The following is a 20,489-nucleotide window of genomic DNA, read 5'->3' on the forward strand; positions in this document are numbered from 1 at the left end:
CTACCGTCTCCAAACCCCGGCTGGTCCGGGGTTTTTTATTGCCCGCATTCTCCCCTCCCACCTGACTGAACACTCTGAATAAAAGCCAAAAAAAATCCCACGGCCCTCGCAGGCAGTGGGAAAAACTAAGCGTACCCGGTTTAAGTACGCTCAAACAGTCAGGTTTATTTATTCATCTGGAACAGCGACATCTTCGACATATCGCTAAAGGTGGTGTACGACGCCTGCAGCAGCTGCTGCTGCATGGTGTAGGTAGAAATGGCTTCGGTGTAATCGACGTTAACCAGCGTGCTCATCTGATCTTTCAGCGTCACCTTGCGGTCGTCACCTTTTGCATCCAGCGTATCCAGTTCGTCCAGCTGGGTACCAATCTCAGAACGCACCGCCAGCACGTTGTTCAGCGAGTTGCTGAAGCCACGGTTGGCCTTGTCCATCGCCGCGCTGAAGGTCTGTTTAGTGGCATCGTCAGCGTCATTCTGCGGCACTTTCAGCGCTGCAATGGCGTCATCCAGCATATCGAACAGGTTAGTCTGGCTGGGGCTGCCATCCGGCTCCGGCTTGGCGTTGCTGGTCAGCTGGTCAAAAATTGAATTACCGGTATGGCCCACCGTCATGGTGCGTTCGCTGTCGACTTTCTGAGTGATCGCGTCGCTGCCACCGCTATAGATGATTTTACCGCTGGCATCTTCAGTGAACGGCGGCTTGTCGGACGCATAGCCGGCAAACAGGTAGCGGCCGTTCCCGTCTTTGCTGTTGGCCAGGTTGAGCAGCTGCGAGCGAATGCCCTCCAGCTGGGTAGCATAAGACGCGCGGTCATCGTCACTCAGCGAGCCGTTACCGGCGCTGATCAGCGTGGACTGCGCCGACTGAATCGCCGTCGTGACATCACTCAGCGTGCTCTCTTCCAGCGACAGGCCCTGATTCGCGAACGAACGCGCCAGCGCGAACTGGCTGTCGCGCGCCTGCGTCTGCGACAGCACCACGGCGCGCGAAGCGGCGATCGGATCGTCAGACGGATTGGTCACGCGGCGACCGGTTGACAATTGTTCACCCGCTTTCAGCCAGGAGGATTGCGCGTCAGTGACGCCGCGCACCTGCTGGTCGAAAATCATATTGGTACTGAGTCTCATCGGTCAGGCCTCCCGTATTAACCGCGAATGCTCATCAGAGCATCGAAAATGGTATTGGCGGTTTGCAGTACCTGCGCGTTCGCCATGTAAAATTGCTGATATTTGCTCAGGTTGGCGTACTCTTCGTCGAGGTTTACGCCAGAAACCGACTGCTGACGTTCGGTCAGCTGCGTCACCACGCCCTTCTGGGTGGTGGCGGCGGTTTCGAGGTTTTTGGTTTTGTTGCCGACGGTGCTCACCAGGCTGGCATAACCCTGCGCCAGCGTGGCGTTACCGTTAATCAGTTTGGCATCCTGCAGGTCCAGCAGCTTTTGCGCGTTACGGTTATCGCTGGCGCCACCCGCAGCCGAAGCTGCCGCGATCTGCGATTCACTGGTGATAGCCACTGACATGCCGCTAATCACATCCTGCACCGGTTTGACCAGGAAGCTGTCTTTGGCGTTAGCCGTTCCATTTACCGTTAATGACAGTCCGTCAAAGCTCATGGTGGTATTGCCGGCACCGTCGCTGCCCATGGTCGGCGTCACTTTCACGTTGTCGGAAAGACGCGTCACCGACCAGTTGCTGCCGTCATAGCTCACGCTGTAGTTAGAGGCTTTCATCGCCCCGGTGTCGGTCCAGCTGGCGCTGACGGTAGCGGCAGAGGTGTTTTTGCTGTTGGTCACCACTGTCGGGCTACCAATATTGAAGAAGTTGATGCCGGTGTTGCCTTTGCTGTCATAGCCCTGGCTGTGCACCTGGTTGAAGCTGGTGGTGAATGCCGCTGCCAGCTGCCCGAGCTGGTTCTGCGCGTTGTCCAGATCCTGGGTACGGAACGCCAGCAGGCCCCCGAGCGAACCGGTGGTCAGCGTTTTTTCCGGGATCTCAACGTTACCGGCCTGCTTATCGACATAGCCCACGGTAATGCGCGACGCATCGCTGCTGGAAGGCATGGCGATCAGCGAGGTGGTTTTGCTGCCATTGACCAGCGTGGTGTTGCCCATCGAGACGATGTAATTACCGTCCTGCTGCGAAACGTTTACGCCGACCAGGCCATTCAGGTTATTGACCAGCTGATCGCGCTGATCGAGCAGATCGTTAGGCGCAGAGCCGCCGCCGGTGGTCAGCTTGGCGATCTGCGTGTTGAGATCGGCAATCTGGCTGGAATAGGTGTTGATCTGCTCGACGCTGGCTTTGATGTCCGTATTGACGCTGTTTTGCATGCTGGTCAGATACTGTGCGGTAGTCTGGAACTGGTTTACCAGTCCCTGCGCATAGCTCAGCATAGACTGACGCGCAGAAGGATCGTCTGCGTTACTCACCACGTTCTGCACGTTAGTGAAAAAGCTCTGAATCGAGTCAGACAGGCTGGTGGTCGACGTCGACAACAGATCATCAATATTCGAAATCTGGTTGTACTGTGAATTGACCGCGCTGTAGTTGGCGCTGTTACCGCGCAGCTGGGCGGTAATAAACTCATCGTATTCACGCTGCACGCCGGTCACATTGACGCCGTTGCCATAATAGTTGCTGCCCTGCAGCGTACTGTTGGCCTGCGACAGCAAAATCGTCTGGCGCGAATAACCGGCCACGGTGTAATTACTGATGTTGTTACTGGTGGTGCTTAATGCGGCCTGTGCGGCGCTCAGCCCGCTCATCGCGGAGTTAATTATGCTGGACATCTCGGTTCCTTTTTCCCGTTAACCGGGCTGGCAGTCATCAGTGCGATTGCGCGGGCCACAACGCCCGCGGCATGTGAAGGTTATCGGCGTGCTTAAGCGAAACTTGAGCGGAAAAATCAGAACAGGTCGGTGAAATCCTGGCTGTAAGCCTTAACCACTTTTTCGCCCATGTTTTTGAATTGCTGAATCATTCCTACCAGTTTCTGCGCATATTTCGGGTCAGTCGCATAGCCAGCCGCCTGCAGCGCGCGCGCGCCCTGCTCGGCGCTCGGTGCGTTCGCCACCGCCGCATAACGTGGGTTACTGGAAATCAACCGCACGTAATCGCTGAGCGCTTCGAAATAGGAGCCATAAACGCGGAAGGTGGCGCGCACTTTCTTCGCTTCACCGCCCTCGTATTCCGTGGTCATGATGTCGGTGGTTTCGCCCTTCCAGTCGCCGCTGGCTTTGATCCCGAACACGTTGTAGCTCGGCTTACCGTCGCGCGTCAGGATCTGCCGCTGGCCCCAGCCGGACTCCAGTGCCGCCTGCGCCAGAATCAGATGGTGAGGAATGCCGCTCTGCTGGCTGGCCACTTTCGCCGGCTGCGCCAGCTGGGCGATAAACTCATTGCTGTCACCCGGCAGGCTGGCCGGCGAGACCGGCAGACGCGGCACCGCTTTGCGCACCATCTGCTCCAGCTGCGTGGGCGCCAGGCTGCTATAGATGAAGCTGTTATCCAGTTTCATCGGCACGGTACCGGCGCTTTCGTCAGGTGCCTGCGCCGGCTGCATCTGTTTGACAATGGTGTCGGCCAGACCCAGCCCGCGCTTGCCGATTTCCTGCGCAATCTGCTGATCGTACAGCGAGGTGTAAAGCCGCGTCTGATCGTTGCTCAGCATGCCATCCTGCGGCAGCGCTTCACGCATGCTCTTCAGCATCATCTGCACGAACATCCCTTCGACCTGCTTCGCCACCTGCAGCGCTTTGCCTTTCGGGTCCACGGCAGCCTGGCGTTTCAGTTCGTTCAGCGAGCGGCTGTCATACGCCGCGTTCATCAGCGATTGCGTATCGGTCATCAGATAATTTCCAGCTTCGCGCGCAGGCAGCCCGCGCTCTCCATCGATTGCAGAATCGACATCAGCTCAATCGGTGTCGCACCCAGCGCATTCAGCGCCCGCACTACGTTGTTCAGGTTGGCACTGGCGTTAACCCGCTGCAGCGCGCCGCCGCTCTGACGCAGATCGATCTGCGTTTGCGTGGTGGCAACCGTCTGACCACCGGCAAACGGCGTATCCGGCTGGCTGACGTTCTGCTGCTGATTAACCGTGACCGACAGGTTGCCCTGCGCCACCGCACAGGTGTTGAGCGTCACTTCGCGATTCATCACCACCGAACCGGTGCGCGAGTTAATGATCACTTTGGCGTCTTCCAGCGGCACCGACACGTCGATGTTCTGGATCTCCGCCAGCAGACGTACCTGCGAGCTGTTATTCGGCGACACGCGGATTTGCACGGTACGGGCGTCCAGCGGCAGCGCTGACCCCACGCCACGGCTGTTGATGGCATCAGCAATGCGCTGCGCCATGGTGAAATCTTCGTTGTTAAGCTGCAGGTTGATGGTGTTCTGGCTGCCGAAGTTGCTCTGCAGCTCACGTTCCACAGTGGCGCCACCGGTAATGCGGCCGCCGTTGAGCTGGTTAACCTGCACGCTGCTGCCGCCGGCCGAGGCACCCGCCCCGCCTACCAGAATGTTACCCTGCGCCAGCGCGTAAACCTGGTTATCGACGCCCTTCAGCGGCGTCATCAGCAGCGTACCGCCGCGCAAGCTTTTGGCGTTACCCAGTGAGGACACCACTACGTCAACCGTCTGTCCCTGACGGGCAAACGACGGCAGTTTGGCGGTGACCATCACCGCCGCCACGTTTTTCAGCTGCATGTTGGTGCCGGCGGGCACGGTGATGCCCAGCTGCGATAGCATGTTACTCACCGTTTGCGTGGTGAACGGCGTCTGGGTGGTCTGGTCACCGGTGCCATCAAGGCCAACCACCAGACCGTAACCAATCAGCTGGTTATCGCGTACGCCCTGCACGCTGGTGAGATCGCGGATGCGATCGGCCTGCGCCATCAGGCTGCTGATGCCGAGCAACAGGCCCAGGCCCAAACGCAGCAGTGTAGTGTTTTTCATCATGACCTCTTACATCGGCGAGACGTTCAGGAAGAAGCGCTGGAACCAGCCCATGGTCTGCGCCTCATTGATATAACCGTTACCGACGTACTCAATACGTGCATCGGCGACCTGCGTTGACAGCACCGCGTTGCTGGCGCTGATGGTGCGCGGGTTCACTACGCCAGAGAAGCGAATAAATTCGGTGCCCTGGTTGATTTCAATCTGTTTCTCGCCGACCACGCGCAGGTTGCCGTTCGACAGCACCTGGTTAACGGTGACGGTGATGGTGCCGGTAAAGGTGTTGTTGGCGGTCGCGCCACCTTTGCCAGCGAAATCGTTTTTGCCGTTGGCATCGAGCGCGGCTTTTTCGCCGCCGGCGCCCACCAGTCCGGCCAGGCCGGTTGGGATGGCGCTCAGGCCAAAGCTGTTGCTGCCGTCGCGGCTGGCATTCGCTGAAGAGCTTTTGCTGGCGCTGACGTTTTCCTGCAGCGTAATGGTCAGGGTGTCACCAATGTTACGTGGACGACGATCCTCAAACAGCGGCTGATAGCCGTAGTTGAGCGGCGCCACGCCCTGAAAAATGGAACCGTTCACCACCGGCGGTGCGGATGGCGTCGGCTCAGCCGTCGTCGCGCCCTGTACCAGTGGCGTGCGCGGCACCAGCGCACAACCGTTAAGGGTCAGTAGCAGCGTGGCTACTAACCAATGCCCAGGCTTGAGAATCACTTGCTTCGCCACGGAGTTCTGACCTTTTTCATGTTCTTAATCGGGCCAGACGCGCTGGCCCAACGATCCCGGCATTACAGCTGGGTTAACTTCTGCAGCATCTGATCGGAGGTGCTGATCGCTTTGCTGTTGATCTCATAAGCGCGCTGCGTCTGGATCATGGTCACCAGCTCTTCCGCCACGTTGACGTTGGAGGTTTCCACGTAACCCTGATACAGCAGACCGGCCCCGTTCTGGCCCGGCGTGCTTTCGGTCGGCGCGCCGGAGGCCTGGGTTTCCTGATAGAGGTTTTCCCCGACGCTATCCAGTCCGGCATCGTTCATGAAGGTGCTGAGCGTCAGCTGGCCAACCTGCGCCGGCTGCGTCTGCCCTTGCTGTGTCACCGTCACCACGCCGTCACGCGCAATGGTGATGCTGGTGGCATTCGCCGGAATAGTGATGCCTGGCTGCACCGGGAAACCGGCGTTGGTCACCAGCTGGCCGTTCTGATCCACCTGGAACGAGCCGTCGCGGGTATACGCAGAGGTGCCGTCCGGCATCTGCACCTGGAAATAGCCCTGACCATTAATCGCCACATCTTTTGAGTTGCTGGTCTGCGACAGGTTGCCCTGGTTGTGCAGACGTTCGGTGGTCACCGGACGCACACCGGTACCGATCTGCAGGCCCGACGGCAGCGTGGTCTGTTCTGACGACTGCGCACCCGGCTGACGCAGGGTCTGGTACATCAGGTCTTCGAACACCGCGCGTGAACGCTTAAAGCCGTTGGTGCTGACGTTCGCCAGGTTGTTGGCGATGACGTCCATGTTGGTCTGCTGTGCGTCAAGACCGGTTTTCGCGATCCATAAAGAACGAATCATTGTGTTTTCCTTAAGCCTTAGCTGCTCATATTGAGCAGCTGATTAGCCCGCTGTTCGTTTTCATCGACGTTGGAGATCACTTTCATCTGCATCTCGAAACGTCGGGCGTTGGCGATCATGTCGACCATGGTTTCCACGGGCTTCACGTTGCTGCCCTCCAGCACGCCCGGCATCACCTGCACGGTCGCGTCATTCGGCAGCGCCGCGCCGCGCTGTGCCTGAGTGGCGGCGCTGGGACGGAACATGCCGTCATCACCGCGCGTCAGTTCCTGGCCTGTGGCACGTACCAGCTTCAGCCGTCCGAGCTGCACCGTGGCGTTCGGCGCGTCACCGGCGTTAAGCGCGGTGATGGAGCCGTCGGCGGCAATGGTCAGTTGCGCGCCCTGCGGCACGGCAATCGGACCGCCATCGCCCATCACGGGATTGCCCTGAATGGTCAGCTGGCCGGTCGGGCTGATCTGCATGTTACCGTTGCGGGTATAAGCTTCGCTGCCGTCAGCGGTACGCACCGCCAGCCAGCCATCCTGCTGCACCGCCACATCGAGCGGACGCTCGGTATAATCGAGCGAGCCCTGCGACATATCGGCACCCGGCGTCGAAGCGGCCACCAGCGTACGTGTTGGCAGCGACCAGCCGTTGACCGGCACCGCGCGCAGCGCATTGAGCTGAGCGCGAAAGCCCGGCGTCGAGGCGTTGGCGAGGTTGCTGGCGGTGACAGACTGTTGCTCCATCGTCTGACTGGCCGCGCCCATCGCGGTATATATTGCGTGATCCATAAAGCAATCCCGTTAGCGTATTAACGAAGGTTGACCAGGGTGTTAAGAATCTGGTCCTGCGTTTTGATGGTCTGGCTGTTGGCCTGATAGTTACGCTGGGCAACGATCATATTCACCAGCTCTTTACTCAGGTCGACGTTGGACGCTTCCAGCGCGCCGGAGGTCAGGTTGCCGTAGGTACCGGTGCCTGCCAGACCGACTGCCGCCTGGCCCGAAGAGTTGGTTGCCGACCAGACGTTATCACCCTCGGACTTCAGCCCTTCCGGGTTAGAGAAACTCGCCAGCACAATCTGACCCAGCAGCTGGGTTTTCTGGTTGGAGTAAGTCCCGGTGATGGTGCCGTCGTCGTTGATGGTGTAGCTGGTCAGATCGCCCGGTGCATAGCCATCCTGGGTTGGGTTACCGAAGTTGGTTTTGCCGGTGTTCTGCTGCAGGCTGCCGAGCACGCTGAGGCTGACCGCCTGGTTGGCCGCAGCACCGTTCGCACCCTGAATGGTCAGCGCCACTGTGCTGGCCGAGGTCAGGTTACCGCTGGTATCGAATACCATGTTGAAGTTACCGGCAGCCTGACCGGTGGTGGAATCAATCGCGTGCACCGTCCAGTTGTTGTCGGCCGTTTTGACGTAGTACAGATCCAGCGCGTGGTCGTTACCCTGCGAGTCGTACACGGTCACGGTGCTTTTGGCGTTGTAAGTATCCACGTTGGTTGCCGTGAACGCACCGCCGGTTGGCACCGCATCGGTTGAGTTCAGGTTGGATACCATGGTGGCGGTAGTGGTGGCGCGCGCCGACATCTGGGTGGTCGGAATGCTCAGCGCGACCGGGTTGGCACCGGCCTGAATGGTTGGCGGGGTGCCGTTAGCCGGATAGCCGGTTACGGTCAGGCCCTGGGTGTTCACCAGGTTACGGTTTTCGTCCAGCGTGAACTGGCCGTTACGCGAATAGAACACGCCGCCGCTGGCGTCGGTCAGACGGAAGAAACCGTTGCCGCTCAGCGCCACGTCCAGCCCACGGCTGGTAGAGGTGGTGGTGCCGTCGTTAAAGTTCTGAATCACCGCTGCGACTTTGGTACCCATACCCACATTCGAACCGGCGAACATATCGGCAAACGCGATGGTGCTGGATTTAAAGCCGGCCGTCGCCGAGTTGGCGATGTTGTTACCAATAACGTCGAGGTTGCTGGAGGCAGCGCCCAGGCCGCTCACCGCTTGTGAAAATGACATGCTATTTCTCCTGCTAAGAGGTTAGTCAGAGAATCTGACGAATTTCATCGAGGGTCGCGGAGCCCATGGTGCCGAGATCCAGTTTTGCGGTGTTATTCACGGTGCTGACGCCGTTGACATAGGCGTAGTTCAGCGGCTGTGCCACCAGTTGGGTGCTGCCATTGCTGGCGGCGAGTGAAACCGTATATTTGCCGTCCGGTGCGGCGCTGCCATCGTCCATCTTGCCGTCCCACGAGAAGGTGTGAACGCCGGCGCTGAGACCGCCGAGATCGATGGAGCGCACTACGCTGCCGTTGCCATCTTTGATGGTGACGCTGGTGGCGGTCGACGCGGTGCCCAGCTCCACGCCAAACGGCGTGCTGGTGCCGCTGCCGACCAGCACCTGGCTGCCCTTCACCATAACGCCATGGCCGATCAGCGTTGAGCTCTGCAGCGACTGGCTGGTGCTGATCTGACCGGAGATCGATCCCAGCGTGGTATTGAGTTTTTCAATGCCGCTCAGGGTGTTGATCTGCGTCAGCTGGGTTGTCAGCTGACTGTTGTCCATCGGGTTAGTCGGGTCCTGATTTTTCAGCTGCGTCACCAGCATGTTCAGGAACTGGTTTTGCAGATCCTGCGCGCTGTTGCCGCTGCCGGTGCTGCTGCTGGAGCTGAGGACCGTGGGGTCGAGGTTGTCTTTAATCCCTACTGCAAGGCTCATAATGCGTCTCCGTTACTGACCCATGGTGAGGGTTTTCATCATCATTGACTTCACCGTGTTCAGCACTTCGACGTTGGCCTGATAGCTGCGCGACGCGGACATGGTGTTAACGGTTTCGGCGACCACGTCGACGTTAGGCATTTTGACGTAGCCTTTCTGGTCAGCCAGCGGATTACCCGGGTCATACACCAGTTTGGCGGGCGTCGGGTCGTTCACGACACCGGCTACTTTGACGCCGCCGGTGGCCGCGCCCTGAGCGGCATCGGTCTGGAAAATCACCTGCTTCGCCACGTACGGCTGGCCGTCCGGCCCGGTGACGCTGTCGGCGTTGGCCAGGTTACTGGCGCTGACGTTGAGCCGCTGAGACTGTGCGGTCATCGCAGAACCGGCGATATCAAAGATATTCAGCAATGCCATGATTATTGCCCCTGCAGAACGCTCATCATGCCTTTGATCTGGCTACTGATGAGGGTGAGATCGGTTTGGTATTTCAGGCTGTTATCCGCAAACTGCGTACGCTCGCGATCCATATCCACGGTGTTACCATCCGCGGCAGGCTGATCGGGAATGCGGTACAGCAGATCCAGTGCGGGCTGTGAGTTGGTCTGCGCTTCAATGTGACGTGATGACGTGACATTGAGCGCCAGGCTGCTGCCTTCGGCACGGCCGTTCTGCATCACCTTGCTCAGCTGGCTGGCAAAGTCGATATCCCGCGCCTGGTAGCCCGGGGTATCGGCGTTGGCAATGTTAGACGCCAGAATCTCCTGGCGCTGCGCCCGCAGGTTTAATGCTTCTGTACCAAATCGCAGCGCGGCATCGAGTTTGTCGAGCATGCTTCCTCCGCGAATGAGAATTTCGAGCTGACAGCTTAATGGGACAAAAGCAAGGGCTATCGTCTGAATAGCAGCAAAAATCGTGGCTATTTTTCACCTTGAATTTTTGGTGCGCGGAGTAGACTCAGTGCCATCTTTTCGACAGGAGGCGTTGATGCGTACAACTTCTTCCCTGCTGGCCCTGCTGTGGCTGGCCTTCGCGACGCCCGGCTATGCCGCCGATCTCAGCGCGCAGCTGACTCAGTTCTTTCAGGCGCGCGATCCGCAGCACGCCGCCGGTATGACCGTGGTGGTCCGCACGCCGCAGACGCAGTGGCCCGCCTGCGACACACCGCAGCTGCTGCTGCCGGGTAACAGTCGCCAGTGGGGCAATCTGAGCATTGCCGCCAGCTGCGGCCAGAATCGTCGCTATCTGCAGGTGCAGGTGCAGGTCACCGGCGAGTATCTGGTGGCCAATCGTCAGCTGGCGCGTGGCAGCAACGTCAGCGCCAGTGATTTCCGCCTGGAGAGTGGCCGGCTGGATACGCTGCCGGCGCGCGCGCTGCTCAGCAGCAGCAATCTGGCGGACGCCATTGCCCTGCGTGACATTGCGCCAGGCCAGCCGGTGACGGCCACCATGCTGCGCCAGCCGTGGCGGGTGAAAGCCGGTCAGAATGTGATGGTGATTGCCAGCGGCAGCGGCTTTAATGCCAGCAGTGAAGGTCGTGCGTTAAACAACGCCAGCGCGGCGCAGACGGTGCGCGTGCGCATGAGCAATGGCCAGGTGGTAAGCGGTCGTGTCAGCGAGGATGGGAATATTCTGATATCGCTATAAAGCGTTAAAGAACGCTGTTGTTCTGCCGATAGAGATATCAACAATGATATTACCCTATGCTGACTCAGTTGGCTGATCCCCAACTGACCCTAACAGGAGCCACACCATGAGTATCGACAGAACGCAGCCTTTAAAACCGGTGAGCACTGTACAAACCCGTGACAGCAGCGACAACCAGGCAAAAGTGCGTCAGAACAGCGCACCGGCCGCCAGCACCAGCCAGAATGGTGCGGAAGTGACGCTGAGTCCCGCTCAGGCGCAGCTGATGCAGCCGGGCAGCAAAGATATTAACACAGCGCGCGTAGAGCAGCTGAAGACCGCCATTCGTAATGGTGAACTGAAAATGGATACCGGTAAGATCGCCGATGCGCTGATCGCCGATACCAGGGCGTTTTTAGAGGGTAAATAGTCCCGATGGATAATCTGCTGACCACCTTAGATAAAATGCAGGATGTGCTGAGTTCGCTTAACGTCGTGATGGATGAAGAGCAGCAGCAACTTTCTGCCGGACGGATTAATGGCAACCTGCTGCAGCGCATTACAGAAGATAAAAGCGCGCTGCTGACGACATTGAATTATCTGGACGAGATGCGCCGCAAAACCGAGCTGTCGCTGGGTACCAAAGCGCCTTATCGTGGTCACATTGATATTGCACGCCGCTGGCACAGCATTCAGCAACATACCCAGCGTCTGCGCGACGCCAATCAGCACAATGGCATGCTGTTGCAGCATCAGATGACCTTTACCGAACAGGCGCTGTCGGTGCTGAAACCGCATCAGACCCAGTCATTTTACGGCCCGGACGGTCGTGGTTTAGGCCAGACCACGCTGAGCCGCAAAGGCTAAACGCAGCCGTGCTGCGGGTCCGCTGAATCAGGGTCGCCCACGCCAGGCGACCCTTTTTTATTGTGCGCTCACACCGCCGTCCGGCGGGCAAAATCGCGCGGGCGGAAGCCCAGTAAACCGAGCATCACGAAGTAAGCGCCGCCGCCAATGGCGCACACCGCCGCCAGCCGCAGTAACCGCCACCACATCTGCCCCTCTTCCCACGCCGGCATCACCTGCAGAATGCCCAGCAGCGCAGCGGCCATCACCGCGACGGCGACCAGCAGACGCAGCAGGAAACCGTGCCAGCCCGGCTGCGGCTGAAAGATTTGCTGTTTGCGCAGCTGCCAGTAGAGCAGCGCCGCATTCAGGCAGGCCGCCAGACCAATCGACAGCGACAGACCTGCGTGCTTCAGTGGGCCAATAAACGCCAGGTTCATCAGCTGGGTCATGATCAAGGTGGCGATAGCAATCTTAACCGGCGTTTTGATGTCCTGCCGCGAATAAAAGCCCGGCGCCAGCACTTTCACCACGATCAGCCCCATCAGCCCAACCGAATAGGCAATCAGCGCGCGCTGGGTCATCGCCGCATCAAAAGCGGTAAATTTGCCGTACTGGAACAGCGCCACGGTGAGCGGACCGGAAAGAATGCCCAGCGCAACCGCGCTCGGCAGCGCCAGCAGGAAGCACAGACGCAGGCCCCAGTCCATCAGACGGGAATATTCATCGTGGTTGCCGCTGGCAAAACTCTTCGCCAGCGACGGCAGCAGGATGGTGCCGAGCGCCACGCCCAGCACGCCAGAGGGAAACTCCATCAGACGATCGGCGTAGTACATCCACGACACCGAGCCGGAGACCAGAAACGAGGCGAAAATGGTATTGATGATCAGCGAGATCTGGCTCACCGACACGCCGAGAATCGCCGGGCCCATCTGGCGCATCACCCGCCACACGCCGGCATCGCGCAGGTTGACGCGCGGCAGTACCAGCATGCCAATCTTTTTCAGGTGCGGCAGTTGATAAAACAGCTGCAGCAGCCCGCCCACGACCACTGCCCACGCCAGCGCCATCACCGGCGGATGGAAGTGCGGCGCGGCAAACAGCGCAAAGCCGATCATGCTGATATTCAGCAGCGTGGGCGCGAACGCCGGGACGGAGAAGCGGTTCCAGGTATTAAGAATCGCCCCGGCCAGCGATGCCAGCGAGATCAGCAGAATATAAGGAAAGGTGACGCGCAGCAGCGAACTGGTTAAGGCGAACTTGTCGGCGGTATCGGCAAAACCCGGCGCCGTTACCACGATTACCCAGGGGGCTGCGACCATGCCCAGCACCGTCACCACCGCCAGCACCAGCGTCAGCAGGCCTGATACATAGGCAACAAACACCCGCGTGGCGTCTTCGCCCTGCTTGCTTTTATATTCGGCAAGAATTGGCACGAAGGCCTGTGAAAAGGCGCCTTCGGCGAAAATACGGCGCAGCAGATTGGGCAGTTTGAACGCCACGAAAAAGGCATCGGTGGCCATGCCAGCCCCGAAAACGCGCGCCACAATGGCGTCGCGGGCAAAGCCCAGCACGCGGGAAAACAGGGTCATCGAACTGACCGCAGCCAGCGATTTCAGCAAATTCATAATGAGTGGCGCATCCTGAAAAGTGTCGGATAAATGAGCAACTTAGCGCGGACATCCTGCGATGTCCGGCGATAGTCTACTGCTGCGGTGGGAAATGACCAGCATTGAGTGTTACAAGGGATTATTCCTGTACGGCGTCGCGCCACAGTTTTTCCACCAGACGCTGCGCCGCCAGCGCCTGTTCACCGCTGGTTTCAGGCATCGTCTGATTTTCCACGCACTGGATAAAATGGTGTGCCGCACCGCTGAAGCCACGCTGGGTCAGATGACTTTGCCACGCCGGCGGGACATCACTGCGCAGGCCGCTAAGCGTCTCTTCACGCCAGTCGCGCATCTCATTAATCTCGATGTAACGCCCGTCGCAGGTGGCGCTGACCACTTCACGCTGCGTGCCCGCGCGGCGATGCATACTGGTGGTAATTTGCAGCGATCCGGCCGAGAAATGGTGCTCACCGTAGAGCATTGCGCCGTCATCATGGGTGTCGATATGGCCGAGCTCCAGCCTGAGCTTGCCGCCGGCCAGCCACAGCGCGGTATCGACCACATGCAGATAGTCATCCAGCAGGGTAAAGCGCAGGTCGTGCGGGCCGACGCTGTCTGCCCGGTGTTTCTCAATGCACAGCGAGGACGCGCCCGGCAGCTGCGCTTTCAGCTGCTGGTAGCGCGGTGCAAAGCGCCGGTTGAAGGCCACCATCAGTTTGCGTTTGCGCTTTTCCGCCAGCGCCACCAGCGTCTCCGCCTGCTGCAGCGTTTCGGCCAGCGGCTTATCGACACAAACATCTTTACCGGCCAGCAGCAGCGCCTGCACCACCTCAAAATGGCTGGCGGTGCTGCTGTGCACAAACACCGCATCGCTGGCCGCCGCCAGCGCATCCAGCTGACTAAAATAAGGAATACGGTAACTGTCGCAGATCGGCTGCGCCCGGGCCTGGCTGGGCGAGAACGCGCCCACCAGCTGCCAGCCGCTGGCCTGTGCCAGCACCGGCAGCCAGGCTTTCTGCGCGATACCGCCAAGCCCGACCACACCAATACGCAGCGTCATTTCACGCCTCCCGCTGCAGCAGTTGCTGCAGCTGAGCATCAAGGCGCGCCACCTGCGCTTCCAGCTGAGCAACGCGCGCGGCCAGATCGTCAGACTCAGGCGACGCGGTGTGGCTGGCAGGTAGTTCGTCCACCACCTCGCCGCCAAACAGATGCATATAGCGGCTTTCTCGCTTGCCCGGCTCGCGTGCCAGACGCACCACCATGGGGCCGTCATCGCGCGTCGTCAGCCCCTCCAGCGTGCGTTCCACTTCGGCCATGTCCTGAAACTCATGCAGACGACCACTGCGGGTACGCAGTTCGCCCGGCGTCTGCGCGCCGCGCAGGAACAGTAGCGTCAGCACCGCCACTTCGGCGGCATTCAGCTGCAGATTGCCAAACGCCGAGTTGCAGAAACGCTGTTCATATTTGCTGACGCGCTGACCGAAACCGCTGTTAGCGGTGACCAGATGCTTTTTCACCAGCTCATCGAGCTGTGCCTGCACCTCGCTTTCGCTCAGGTTCATTACCGGCTCACGGTTAGATTTCTGATTACAGGCGGTGACCACGCCATTGAGGGATAACGGATATTGATCCGGCGTGGTGACCTGCTTCTCCAGCAGGCAGCCGATCACGCGCAATGCCTGCGCGGAGAGAGCCATCTTCATTACGTGTTCCTTTTATTATTGTCCGCGACGATCCGGGTTCCATTCGCGCCAGGTAAGCGCCGTCAGCACATGATCCTGCCAGCGGCCATCAATCAGTAAATAGTCTTTGGCGTAGCCCTCTTTTTCAAAACCGAGGCGCGCCAGCAAATCACCACTGCGCTGATTGTGCGGCATATAGTTGGCCATGATGCGATGAATGCGCTGCTGGCGCTGCATGTAGCGAATCGCCGCCTGCAGCGCCTCAAACATCATGCCCTGCCCCTGCCACTTCTCTCCCAGCGAGTAGCCGAGATAACAGGCATGAAACGATCCGCGCAGCACATTGCTGAAGTTAGCGACGCCGCGCACTTCATGCTCTTCCGGGTCCATCAGCACAAAATAGAACGCGGAGCCCTGTTTATGCATGTCGGCAATTAAACCCAGACGCGCCTGCCAGCCAGAGGGATAACAGTGGCTCTCATCGCGCACCGGTTCCCAGGGTTTAAGAAAGGCGCGGTTTTCGGCGTAGTAATCCGCCAGACGCCAGGCATCGCGTTCATGTACTAAACGCACCACCAGACGATCGGTGGTAAGCCGCACGCGCGGGCCAGCAGAGCGATAGCCAAACATCATGACTCCTGAAATCCATAACGAAAGAAAGATGTACGCCAGCGGCGTTACTTCTCACTATAACCGTCACCCCGGCTGCGGTAAAACCCCGCGCATCGCTCACGGCAATTGATTCCGATTAAGGATTAATTTCTCTTCAGGCTGGATAAAAAAATATCATCCTGAAAACGCTATTTTTCCCGCCGTAGCAGGCAGAAAATAGACCAACTGGTCACTTTTTCTTCTCACTTGCTCAGGATTCAGCATGTCACGGGTTGCGCGGGCACGACGCCTTGGAAAAACGTTTCTGTTAGTCGATAACATGCTGGTGGTAATGGGATTCTTTGTGGTGTTTCCCCTGATCTCCATTCACTTTGTGGAACAGCTTGGCTGGGCCGCGCTGCTGGTGGGCATTGCGCTCGGCCTGCGTCAGCTGGTGCAGCAGGGGCTGGGTATCTTCGGTGGGGCCATTGCTGACCGTTTTGGCGCGCGGCCGCTGATTGTCACCGGCATGCTGATGCGTGCCGCCGGTTTCGCCTGTATGGCGCTGGCGCATCAGCCGTGGCTGCTGTGGCTGGCCTGCCTGCTGTCCGGACTGGGCGGCACGCTGTTCGATCCGCCACGCAGCGCGCTGGTGGTGAAACTGGTGCGGGCACGCGAGCGCGGACGCTTCTTTTCGCTGCTGATGATGCAGGACAGCGCCGGCGCGGTGCTGGGCGCGCTGATTGGCAGCTGGCTGCTGGCGTGGGATTTCCGTCTGGTGTGCTGGGTCGGTGCGGCGGTGTTTGTCGTCGCCGCCATCTTTAACGCCGTGTGGCTGCCAGCATGGCGCATCTCTACGGAGCGTATCGCCATGCGCGAGGGAATGCAGCGTGTGTGGCGCGACCGCCGTTTCCGCCTGTATGTCTTTACCCTGACCGGCTATTACATTCTCGCCGTGCAGGTGATGCTGATGCTGCCGGTCATGGTCAATCAGGTGGCGGGCGCACCGGCGGCGGTGAAGTGGATGTACGCGATTGAAGCGCTGCTGTCACTCAGCCTGCTCTATCCGCTGGCGCGCTGGAGTGAAAAGCGCTTCCGCCTCGAGACGCGCCTGATGGCCGGACTGTTTCTGATGACCTTCAGCCTGCTGCCGGTTGGCATGACCGATTCGCTGCCGTCGCTGTTTTTGCTGATCGCCGTCTTCTATCTCGGATCGATCATCGCTGAACCGGCGCGTGAAACCCTGAGTGCCTCCCTGGCCAGCGCCCGGGCACGCGGCAGCTACATGGGGTTCAGCCGGCTCGGCCTGGCGATTGGCGGGCTGATTGGCTACTCCGGTGGCGGCTGGATGTTCGATATGGGCCAGCAGCTGGCCCTGCCGGAGCTGCCGTGGATGCTGCTCAGCACCGTCGGCATCATCACGCTACTGGCGCTGTGGTGGCAGTTCCAGCCGCGCCAGGTGGCACCGGCGATCTTCAGCAGCTAGTTTGCCGGTTCAGGCGTTCTCTTCCATACTTCCCGCACGTCCGGAAAAAGGGTGACCTCCGTCACCCTGAGAATCACAGGAGAAACGGGATGAAACTTTACATCTACGATCACTGCCCTTTCTGCGTCAAAGCACGCATGATATTTGGCCTGAAAAACCTGCCGGTTGAGCTGATTGTGATGCTCAATGATGATGAAGCAACGCCGAAAAAGCTGATTGGCCAGAAAATGGCGCCGATTCTGCAAAAAGCCGATGGCAGTGCGATGCCGGAGAGCATGGATATCGTGCGCTTTGTCGATAATCAGGATCGCCAGCCGCTGCTGACCGGCAAGCAAAATCCCGCCATCGCCGACTGGCTGCGACGGGTCAATGGCTACATCAACAAGCTGCTGCTGCCGCGCATCGCCGAGGCCGCGTTTGCTGAATTTGCCACCCCCGAAGCGCGTGATTACTTCCGCGAAAAGAAACAGGCCAGCCTCGGTGACTTTGCCGAACTGCGTAAGCATGCCCCGGGTTTCATCAAAAATATCAGCGATGATCTGCGCCAGCTGGATAAATTGATCGTCAAACCCAATGCGGTGAACGGCGAGTTGTCTGAGGATGACATTCATCTGTTTCCGCTGCTGCGCTCGCTGACGCTGGTTTCCGGTATCGAATGGCCGAGCCGTGTCGCCGACTACCGCGATAATATGGCAAAACAGACGCAGGTGAATCTGCTGTCGTCGATTGCGGCCTGATGGCGCTGTGATGAGAAGCGCGCGGCTGCGTTTCTCATCTCTCTCCTGGTGACACCTGGCCCTGAATCAGGCAGGCTTAAGGCTGTTTGGCCGTATCAACCAGGAAGAAGAAATCATGAAGAAGGCGTTTCCCGGGCTGTTTGCCCTGTTTTTTGCCGTGCTGCTCAGCGGCTGTAACCAATTGACGCAATACACCATCAGCGAGCAGGAAGTGAATCAGGCGCTGCAAAAGCGCAACAACTATGAGAAAGACATCGGCGTGTCCGGGCTGGTGAATGCCCATATTGTACTGACCGACCTGAGCAGCCAGATTGGCCGTGAAGAACCCGGCAAAGTGACGCTGTCTGGTAAAGCCAACATCAACGTCAGCTCGCTGTTTGGTCCGCAGCAGGCCGAAATGCAGCTGAAGATGAAAGCGCAACCGGTGTACAATGCTCAGCAGGGCGCAATCTATCTGCAGGACCTCGAAATCGTCGACGCGCAGGTGCAACCTGAGAAGATGGCGTCGATCATGAAAACCCTTACGCCGTATCTGAACGAATCCCTCAAGCGCTATTTCAATGAAAAACCCGCCTACGTGCTGAGCGCCGACCGCAGCAAGGGCGAGGCGCTGGCGAAGAAACTGGCTAAAGGACTGGAAGTGAAGCCTGGCCAGCTGGTGATTCCGTTTACCGATTAACGTTGCAAGGGGCCGTTCTCAGTGGCGGCCCTGCATAGCGTGGCAGGATGCCGGCATGATTCTGCGCGCGCCTGCCACGCTGCTACGCAATTTGCCGCGCCTGCGGTTATTTCTCTCCCGTACTGCAAAATCCCGTGCAAACGGTTGCCCACCCCCTTATGATTAGTCCCCGGCCTAAACGAGCCATTTCGTTTTCACCTCAGCCGGAGCCTTTTTGAATGACAGCCCAACCCCAGCAAATCACGATTCGCCGCCCTGACGACTGGCACATCCACCTGCGCGATGGCGCGATGCTCAATGCAGTGCTGCCTTATACCAGCGCGGTGAATGGTCGTGCGATTGTCATGCCAAATCTGGTTCCGCCGGTCACCAGCGTTGCGGCTGCCGAAGCGTATCGCGCACGCATCATGGCGGCGCTGCCTGCTGAGCATCACTTCACGCCGCTGATGACCTGTTACCTCACCGATTCGCTTGATGCGGACGAAATCGAACGCGGCTTCCGCAGCGGTATTTTTACGGCGGCAAAACTCTATCCGGCACACGCCACCACCAACTCCAGCCATGGCGTCACCAACATTGCCTCAATTGCCAGCGTGCTGGAGCGCATGCAGGAAATCGGTATGCCGATGCTGGTGCACGGCGAAGTCACCGATGCGCACATTGATATCTTTGATCGTGAAGCGCGTTTCATCGAAACCGTGCTGCAGCCGCTGCGCCAGCAGTTCCCGGGCCTGAAAGTGGTGATGGAACACATCACCACGAAGGAAGCTGCAGAGTATGTGGCCGCCGGTAACGAACTGCTTGGCGCGACCATTACGCCGCAGCATCTGATGTTCAACCGCAACCACATGCTGGTGGGCGGCGTGCGCCCGCATCTCTACTGTCTGCCCATTCTGAAGCGCAACATTCATCAGGAAGCGCTGCGTAACCTGGTGGCAAGCGGCAACCGGCGTGTCTTCCTGGGCACCGACACGGCACCGCACCTGCGCCACCTGAAAGAAGCCAGCTGTGGCTGTGCCGGCGTATTTAATGCGCCGACGTCGCTGCCCGCTTATCTGACCGTGTTTGAAGAGCTTGGCGCACTGGAGCATTTTGAAGCCTTCTGCTCTGAGAACGGCCCCAGTTTCTACGGCCTGCCGCTCAACGACGGTACCCTGACGCTGGTGCGTGAGCCGTGGACGGTGCAGGAGAGCATCACGGTCGCTGACGATACGCTGGTTCCGTTCCTCGCCGGTGAAACCCTTAACTGGCGCATCAAAGAATAATCATCTGCCGCTTGCCTTCGGGAATTTTATACTGTACAAATAACCAGTATATTATCCCGGAGGCGTTTATGCGTGTTGAAATTACCGTAGCAAAGACTCAGCCCCTTCCCGCCGGTGCACTGGATGCACTGAGCGCTGAACTCACTCGCCGTATCTCCCGCGATTTTCCCGACGACAATCATCACGTCAAAGTGCGCTATGCCGGTGGTAACCAGCTCAGCGTGTTTGGCGGCTGTAAAGAATCACGCGACCGCATCAGCGATATTTTGCAGGAAACCTGGGAAAGCGCTGACGACTGGTTTATTACCGATTAACCGCCACTGTGCCGTTTTTGCCGGGCCCGCCGCCCGGCTTTTTTGTTTTTATTTCCCGCTCGCCAGAAAAACCCGCGCCAGCTAGACTCTGATTAAACGATGTCCTATTCTTGCCTCGTCGTGCTTACAGGAGGTGTGTTGCACATGACTACTGAAAAACCAGAAGAGGCGATGACGTTTGGGGAATTACTGGCCTTCATTGCTGAACAGCAACGCCGTTTGACCGTGCTGGAAAATGCCTTTGCTACGCTGACCTTCTGTCTGGACGATCGCGCCAGCCAGCTGCTGGCTCACAATCTGACGCTCGAAGCGCAAAACCAGAATCATGACGCTCAGTTACAGCAGCATTTTGCCCGGCTGGCGGACGAGATCCATCGACGCAAAGGGCAGTTGCCTGCCGAGTCGCAGGGATAATTTCAGATTTTTAC

General features: G+C 58.8%; 24 protein-coding genes. 9 read left to right on the forward strand and 15 right to left on the reverse strand.

Going from position 1 to position 20,489, the window contains the following annotated elements:
• Positions 1-164 precede the first annotated feature (164 nt).
• The 11 genes from flgL to flgB form a co-directional block, all read right to left on the reverse strand.
• Entirely contained in the window at positions 165-1,130 is a 966-nt protein-coding gene (flgL, locus tag E7738_RS06850) for a flagellar hook-associated protein FlgL (RefSeq protein ID WP_058775424.1), read from the reverse strand.
• Between the two features lie 17 nt (positions 1,131-1,147).
• Positions 1,148-2,791 carry a flagellar hook-associated protein FlgK gene (gene flgK, locus E7738_RS06855; RefSeq protein ID WP_021506414.1) on the reverse strand — a complete coding sequence of 548 codons (1,644 nt, stop codon included), beginning with the start codon at positions 2,789-2,791 and terminating at the stop codon, positions 1,148-1,150.
• Between the two features lie 116 nt (positions 2,792-2,907).
• Entirely contained in the window at positions 2,908-3,849 is a 942-nt protein-coding gene (gene flgJ, locus E7738_RS06860) for a flagellar assembly peptidoglycan hydrolase FlgJ (protein ID WP_058775423.1), read from the reverse strand.
• On the reverse strand, positions 3,849-4,898 hold the full coding sequence (locus tag E7738_RS06865) for a flagellar basal body P-ring protein FlgI (RefSeq protein ID WP_230201060.1): 1,050 nt from the start codon (positions 4,896-4,898) through the stop codon (positions 3,849-3,851). Before E7738_RS06865 ends, flgJ begins: the two co-directional genes overlap by 1 nt.
• A gap of 69 nt (positions 4,899-4,967) precedes the next feature.
• Positions 4,968-5,678, reverse strand: a complete 711-nt coding sequence (locus E7738_RS06870; protein ID WP_021506417.1) for a flagellar basal body L-ring protein FlgH — start codon at positions 5,676-5,678, stop codon at positions 4,968-4,970.
• A 62-nt stretch (positions 5,679-5,740) separates the two neighbouring features.
• Entirely contained in the window at positions 5,741-6,523 is a 783-nt protein-coding gene (flgG, locus tag E7738_RS06875) for a flagellar basal-body rod protein FlgG (RefSeq protein WP_021506418.1), read from the reverse strand.
• Between the two features lie 17 nt (positions 6,524-6,540).
• Positions 6,541-7,299: a flagellar basal body rod protein FlgF gene (locus E7738_RS06880; RefSeq protein WP_058759464.1), complete on the reverse strand. Its 759-nt coding sequence runs from the start codon at positions 7,297-7,299 to the stop codon at positions 6,541-6,543.
• A 20-nt stretch (positions 7,300-7,319) separates the two neighbouring features.
• Positions 7,320-8,522 (reverse strand): flagellar hook protein FlgE, encoded by a 1,203-nt coding sequence (gene flgE, locus E7738_RS06885; RefSeq protein WP_021506420.1) that lies wholly within the window; start codon positions 8,520-8,522, stop codon positions 7,320-7,322.
• Positions 8,523-8,547: 25 nt separating this feature from the next.
• Positions 8,548-9,222 carry a flagellar hook assembly protein FlgD gene (flgD, locus tag E7738_RS06890; protein WP_021506421.1) on the reverse strand — a complete coding sequence of 225 codons (675 nt, stop codon included), beginning with the start codon at positions 9,220-9,222 and terminating at the stop codon, positions 8,548-8,550.
• Positions 9,223-9,234: 12 nt separating this feature from the next.
• The gene (gene flgC / locus E7738_RS06895; protein ID WP_021506422.1) at positions 9,235-9,639 is read right to left on the reverse strand and encodes a flagellar basal body rod protein FlgC; all 405 of its coding nucleotides are present in this window, start codon (positions 9,637-9,639) and stop codon (positions 9,235-9,237) included.
• A gap of 2 nt (positions 9,640-9,641) precedes the next feature.
• Positions 9,642-10,055, reverse strand: coding sequence for a flagellar basal body rod protein FlgB (gene flgB / locus E7738_RS06900; RefSeq protein ID WP_021506423.1), 414 nt, complete (start codon positions 10,053-10,055; stop codon positions 9,642-9,644).
• A 154-nt stretch (positions 10,056-10,209) separates the two neighbouring features.
• On the opposite strand from flgB, the gene flgA reads away from it, so the two are divergent.
• From flgA to flgN, 3 genes are all read left to right on the forward strand, one after another.
• Complete coding sequence (flgA, locus tag E7738_RS06905) at positions 10,210-10,869, forward strand: flagellar basal body P-ring formation chaperone FlgA (RefSeq protein WP_262263925.1); 660 nt, start codon at positions 10,210-10,212, stop codon at positions 10,867-10,869.
• Between the two features lie 106 nt (positions 10,870-10,975).
• On the forward strand, positions 10,976-11,278 hold the full coding sequence (flgM, locus tag E7738_RS06910; RefSeq protein WP_058775421.1) for a flagellar biosynthesis anti-sigma factor FlgM: 303 nt from the start codon (positions 10,976-10,978) through the stop codon (positions 11,276-11,278).
• 5 nt (positions 11,279-11,283) lie between these two features.
• On the forward strand, positions 11,284-11,715 hold the full coding sequence (flgN, locus tag E7738_RS06915) for a flagellar export chaperone FlgN (RefSeq protein ID WP_394516230.1): 432 nt from the start codon (positions 11,284-11,286) through the stop codon (positions 11,713-11,715).
• A 68-nt stretch (positions 11,716-11,783) separates the two neighbouring features.
• Here flgN and murJ read toward each other — a convergent pair whose 3' ends face one another.
• The 4 genes from murJ to rimJ all read right to left on the reverse strand — a co-directional run bounded on the left by murJ (position 11,784) and on the right by rimJ (position 15,619).
• On the reverse strand, positions 11,784-13,322 hold the full coding sequence (murJ, locus tag E7738_RS06920) for a murein biosynthesis integral membrane protein MurJ (RefSeq protein WP_058759461.1): 1,539 nt from the start codon (positions 13,320-13,322) through the stop codon (positions 11,784-11,786).
• A 121-nt stretch (positions 13,323-13,443) separates the two neighbouring features.
• A complete protein-coding gene (locus E7738_RS06925; RefSeq protein ID WP_394516231.1) occupies positions 13,444-14,364 on the reverse strand; it encodes a Gfo/Idh/MocA family protein in 921 nt (306 codons plus the stop codon).
• A 1-nt stretch (position 14,365) separates the two neighbouring features.
• Entirely contained in the window at positions 14,366-15,010 is a 645-nt protein-coding gene (locus E7738_RS06930; protein ID WP_241797815.1) for a DUF480 domain-containing protein, read from the reverse strand.
• Positions 15,011-15,025: 15 nt separating this feature from the next.
• On the reverse strand, positions 15,026-15,619 hold the full coding sequence (gene rimJ, locus E7738_RS06935; RefSeq protein WP_021506430.1) for a ribosomal protein S5-alanine N-acetyltransferase: 594 nt from the start codon (positions 15,617-15,619) through the stop codon (positions 15,026-15,028).
• A 244-nt stretch (positions 15,620-15,863) separates the two neighbouring features.
• Between rimJ and mdtH the strand changes: the two genes are divergently transcribed.
• From mdtH to E7738_RS06965, 6 genes are all read left to right on the forward strand, one after another.
• Positions 15,864-17,066, forward strand: coding sequence for a multidrug efflux MFS transporter MdtH (mdtH, locus tag E7738_RS06940; RefSeq protein WP_021506431.1), 1,203 nt, complete (start codon positions 15,864-15,866; stop codon positions 17,064-17,066).
• An 89-nt stretch (positions 17,067-17,155) separates the two neighbouring features.
• Entirely contained in the window at positions 17,156-17,803 is a 648-nt protein-coding gene (gene grxB / locus E7738_RS06945) for a glutaredoxin 2 (RefSeq protein WP_021506432.1), read from the forward strand.
• Between the two features lie 115 nt (positions 17,804-17,918).
• Positions 17,919-18,482 (forward strand): lipoprotein, encoded by a 564-nt coding sequence (locus tag E7738_RS06950; protein WP_021506433.1) that lies wholly within the window; start codon positions 17,919-17,921, stop codon positions 18,480-18,482.
• A gap of 218 nt (positions 18,483-18,700) precedes the next feature.
• A complete protein-coding gene (gene pyrC / locus E7738_RS06955) occupies positions 18,701-19,747 on the forward strand; it encodes a dihydroorotase (RefSeq protein WP_166718672.1) in 1,047 nt (348 codons plus the stop codon).
• A 68-nt stretch (positions 19,748-19,815) separates the two neighbouring features.
• Positions 19,816-20,061, forward strand: a complete 246-nt coding sequence (gene dinI / locus E7738_RS06960; protein ID WP_021506435.1) for a DNA damage-inducible protein I — start codon at positions 19,816-19,818, stop codon at positions 20,059-20,061.
• A 144-nt stretch (positions 20,062-20,205) separates the two neighbouring features.
• On the forward strand, positions 20,206-20,475 hold the full coding sequence (locus E7738_RS06965; RefSeq protein ID WP_010617279.1) for a hypothetical protein: 270 nt from the start codon (positions 20,206-20,208) through the stop codon (positions 20,473-20,475).
• The last annotated feature ends 14 nt before the right edge of the window (positions 20,476-20,489 follow it).

It is taken from the genome of Pantoea sp. SGAir0430, from assembly GCF_043549295.1.

Bases quoted from the DNA above. Each gene is read 5' to 3' on its own strand.
- E7738_RS06880 (WP_058759464.1), bottom strand. From the start codon at position 7,299: ATGGATCACGCAATATATACCGCGATGGGCGCGGCCAGTCAGACGATG.
- rimJ (WP_021506430.1), bottom strand. From the start codon at position 15,619: ATGTTTGGCTATCGCTCTGCTGGCCCGCGCGTGCGGCTTACCACCGAT.
- mdtH (WP_021506431.1), top strand. From the start codon at position 15,864: ATGTCACGGGTTGCGCGGGCACGACGCCTTGGAAAAACGTTTCTGTTA.
- flgJ (WP_058775423.1), bottom strand. From the start codon at position 3,849: ATGACCGATACGCAATCGCTGATGAACGCGGCGTATGACAGCCGCTCG.
- dinI (WP_021506435.1), top strand. From the start codon at position 19,816: ATGCGTGTTGAAATTACCGTAGCAAAGACTCAGCCCCTTCCCGCCGGT.
- grxB (WP_021506432.1), top strand. From the start codon at position 17,156: ATGAAACTTTACATCTACGATCACTGCCCTTTCTGCGTCAAAGCACGC.
- flgN (WP_394516230.1), top strand. From the start codon at position 11,284: ATGGATAATCTGCTGACCACCTTAGATAAAATGCAGGATGTGCTGAGT.
- flgA (WP_262263925.1), top strand. From the start codon at position 10,210: ATGCGTACAACTTCTTCCCTGCTGGCCCTGCTGTGGCTGGCCTTCGCG.
- E7738_RS06865 (WP_230201060.1), bottom strand. From the start codon at position 4,898: ATGGCGCAGGCCGATCGCATCCGCGATCTCACCAGCGTGCAGGGCGTA.
- flgE (WP_021506420.1), bottom strand. From the start codon at position 8,522: ATGTCATTTTCACAAGCGGTGAGCGGCCTGGGCGCTGCCTCCAGCAAC.
- flgM (WP_058775421.1), top strand. From the start codon at position 10,976: ATGAGTATCGACAGAACGCAGCCTTTAAAACCGGTGAGCACTGTACAA.
- E7738_RS06925 (WP_394516231.1), bottom strand. From the start codon at position 14,364: ATGACGCTGCGTATTGGTGTGGTCGGGCTTGGCGGTATCGCGCAGAAA.
- flgG (WP_021506418.1), bottom strand. From the start codon at position 6,523: ATGATTCGTTCTTTATGGATCGCGAAAACCGGTCTTGACGCACAGCAG.
- flgD (WP_021506421.1), bottom strand. From the start codon at position 9,222: ATGAGCCTTGCAGTAGGGATTAAAGACAACCTCGACCCCACGGTCCTC.
- E7738_RS06930 (WP_241797815.1), bottom strand. From the start codon at position 15,010: ATGAAGATGGCTCTCTCCGCGCAGGCATTGCGCGTGATCGGCTGCCTG.
- flgB (WP_021506423.1), bottom strand. From the start codon at position 10,055: ATGCTCGACAAACTCGATGCCGCGCTGCGATTTGGTACAGAAGCATTA.
- E7738_RS06965 (WP_010617279.1), top strand. From the start codon at position 20,206: ATGACTACTGAAAAACCAGAAGAGGCGATGACGTTTGGGGAATTACTG.
- E7738_RS06950 (WP_021506433.1), top strand. From the start codon at position 17,919: ATGAAGAAGGCGTTTCCCGGGCTGTTTGCCCTGTTTTTTGCCGTGCTG.
- murJ (WP_058759461.1), bottom strand. From the start codon at position 13,322: ATGAATTTGCTGAAATCGCTGGCTGCGGTCAGTTCGATGACCCTGTTT.
- flgL (WP_058775424.1), bottom strand. From the start codon at position 1,130: ATGAGACTCAGTACCAATATGATTTTCGACCAGCAGGTGCGCGGCGTC.
- pyrC (WP_166718672.1), top strand. From the start codon at position 18,701: ATGACAGCCCAACCCCAGCAAATCACGATTCGCCGCCCTGACGACTGG.
- flgC (WP_021506422.1), bottom strand. From the start codon at position 9,639: ATGGCATTGCTGAATATCTTTGATATCGCCGGTTCTGCGATGACCGCA.
- flgK (WP_021506414.1), bottom strand. From the start codon at position 2,791: ATGTCCAGCATAATTAACTCCGCGATGAGCGGGCTGAGCGCCGCACAG.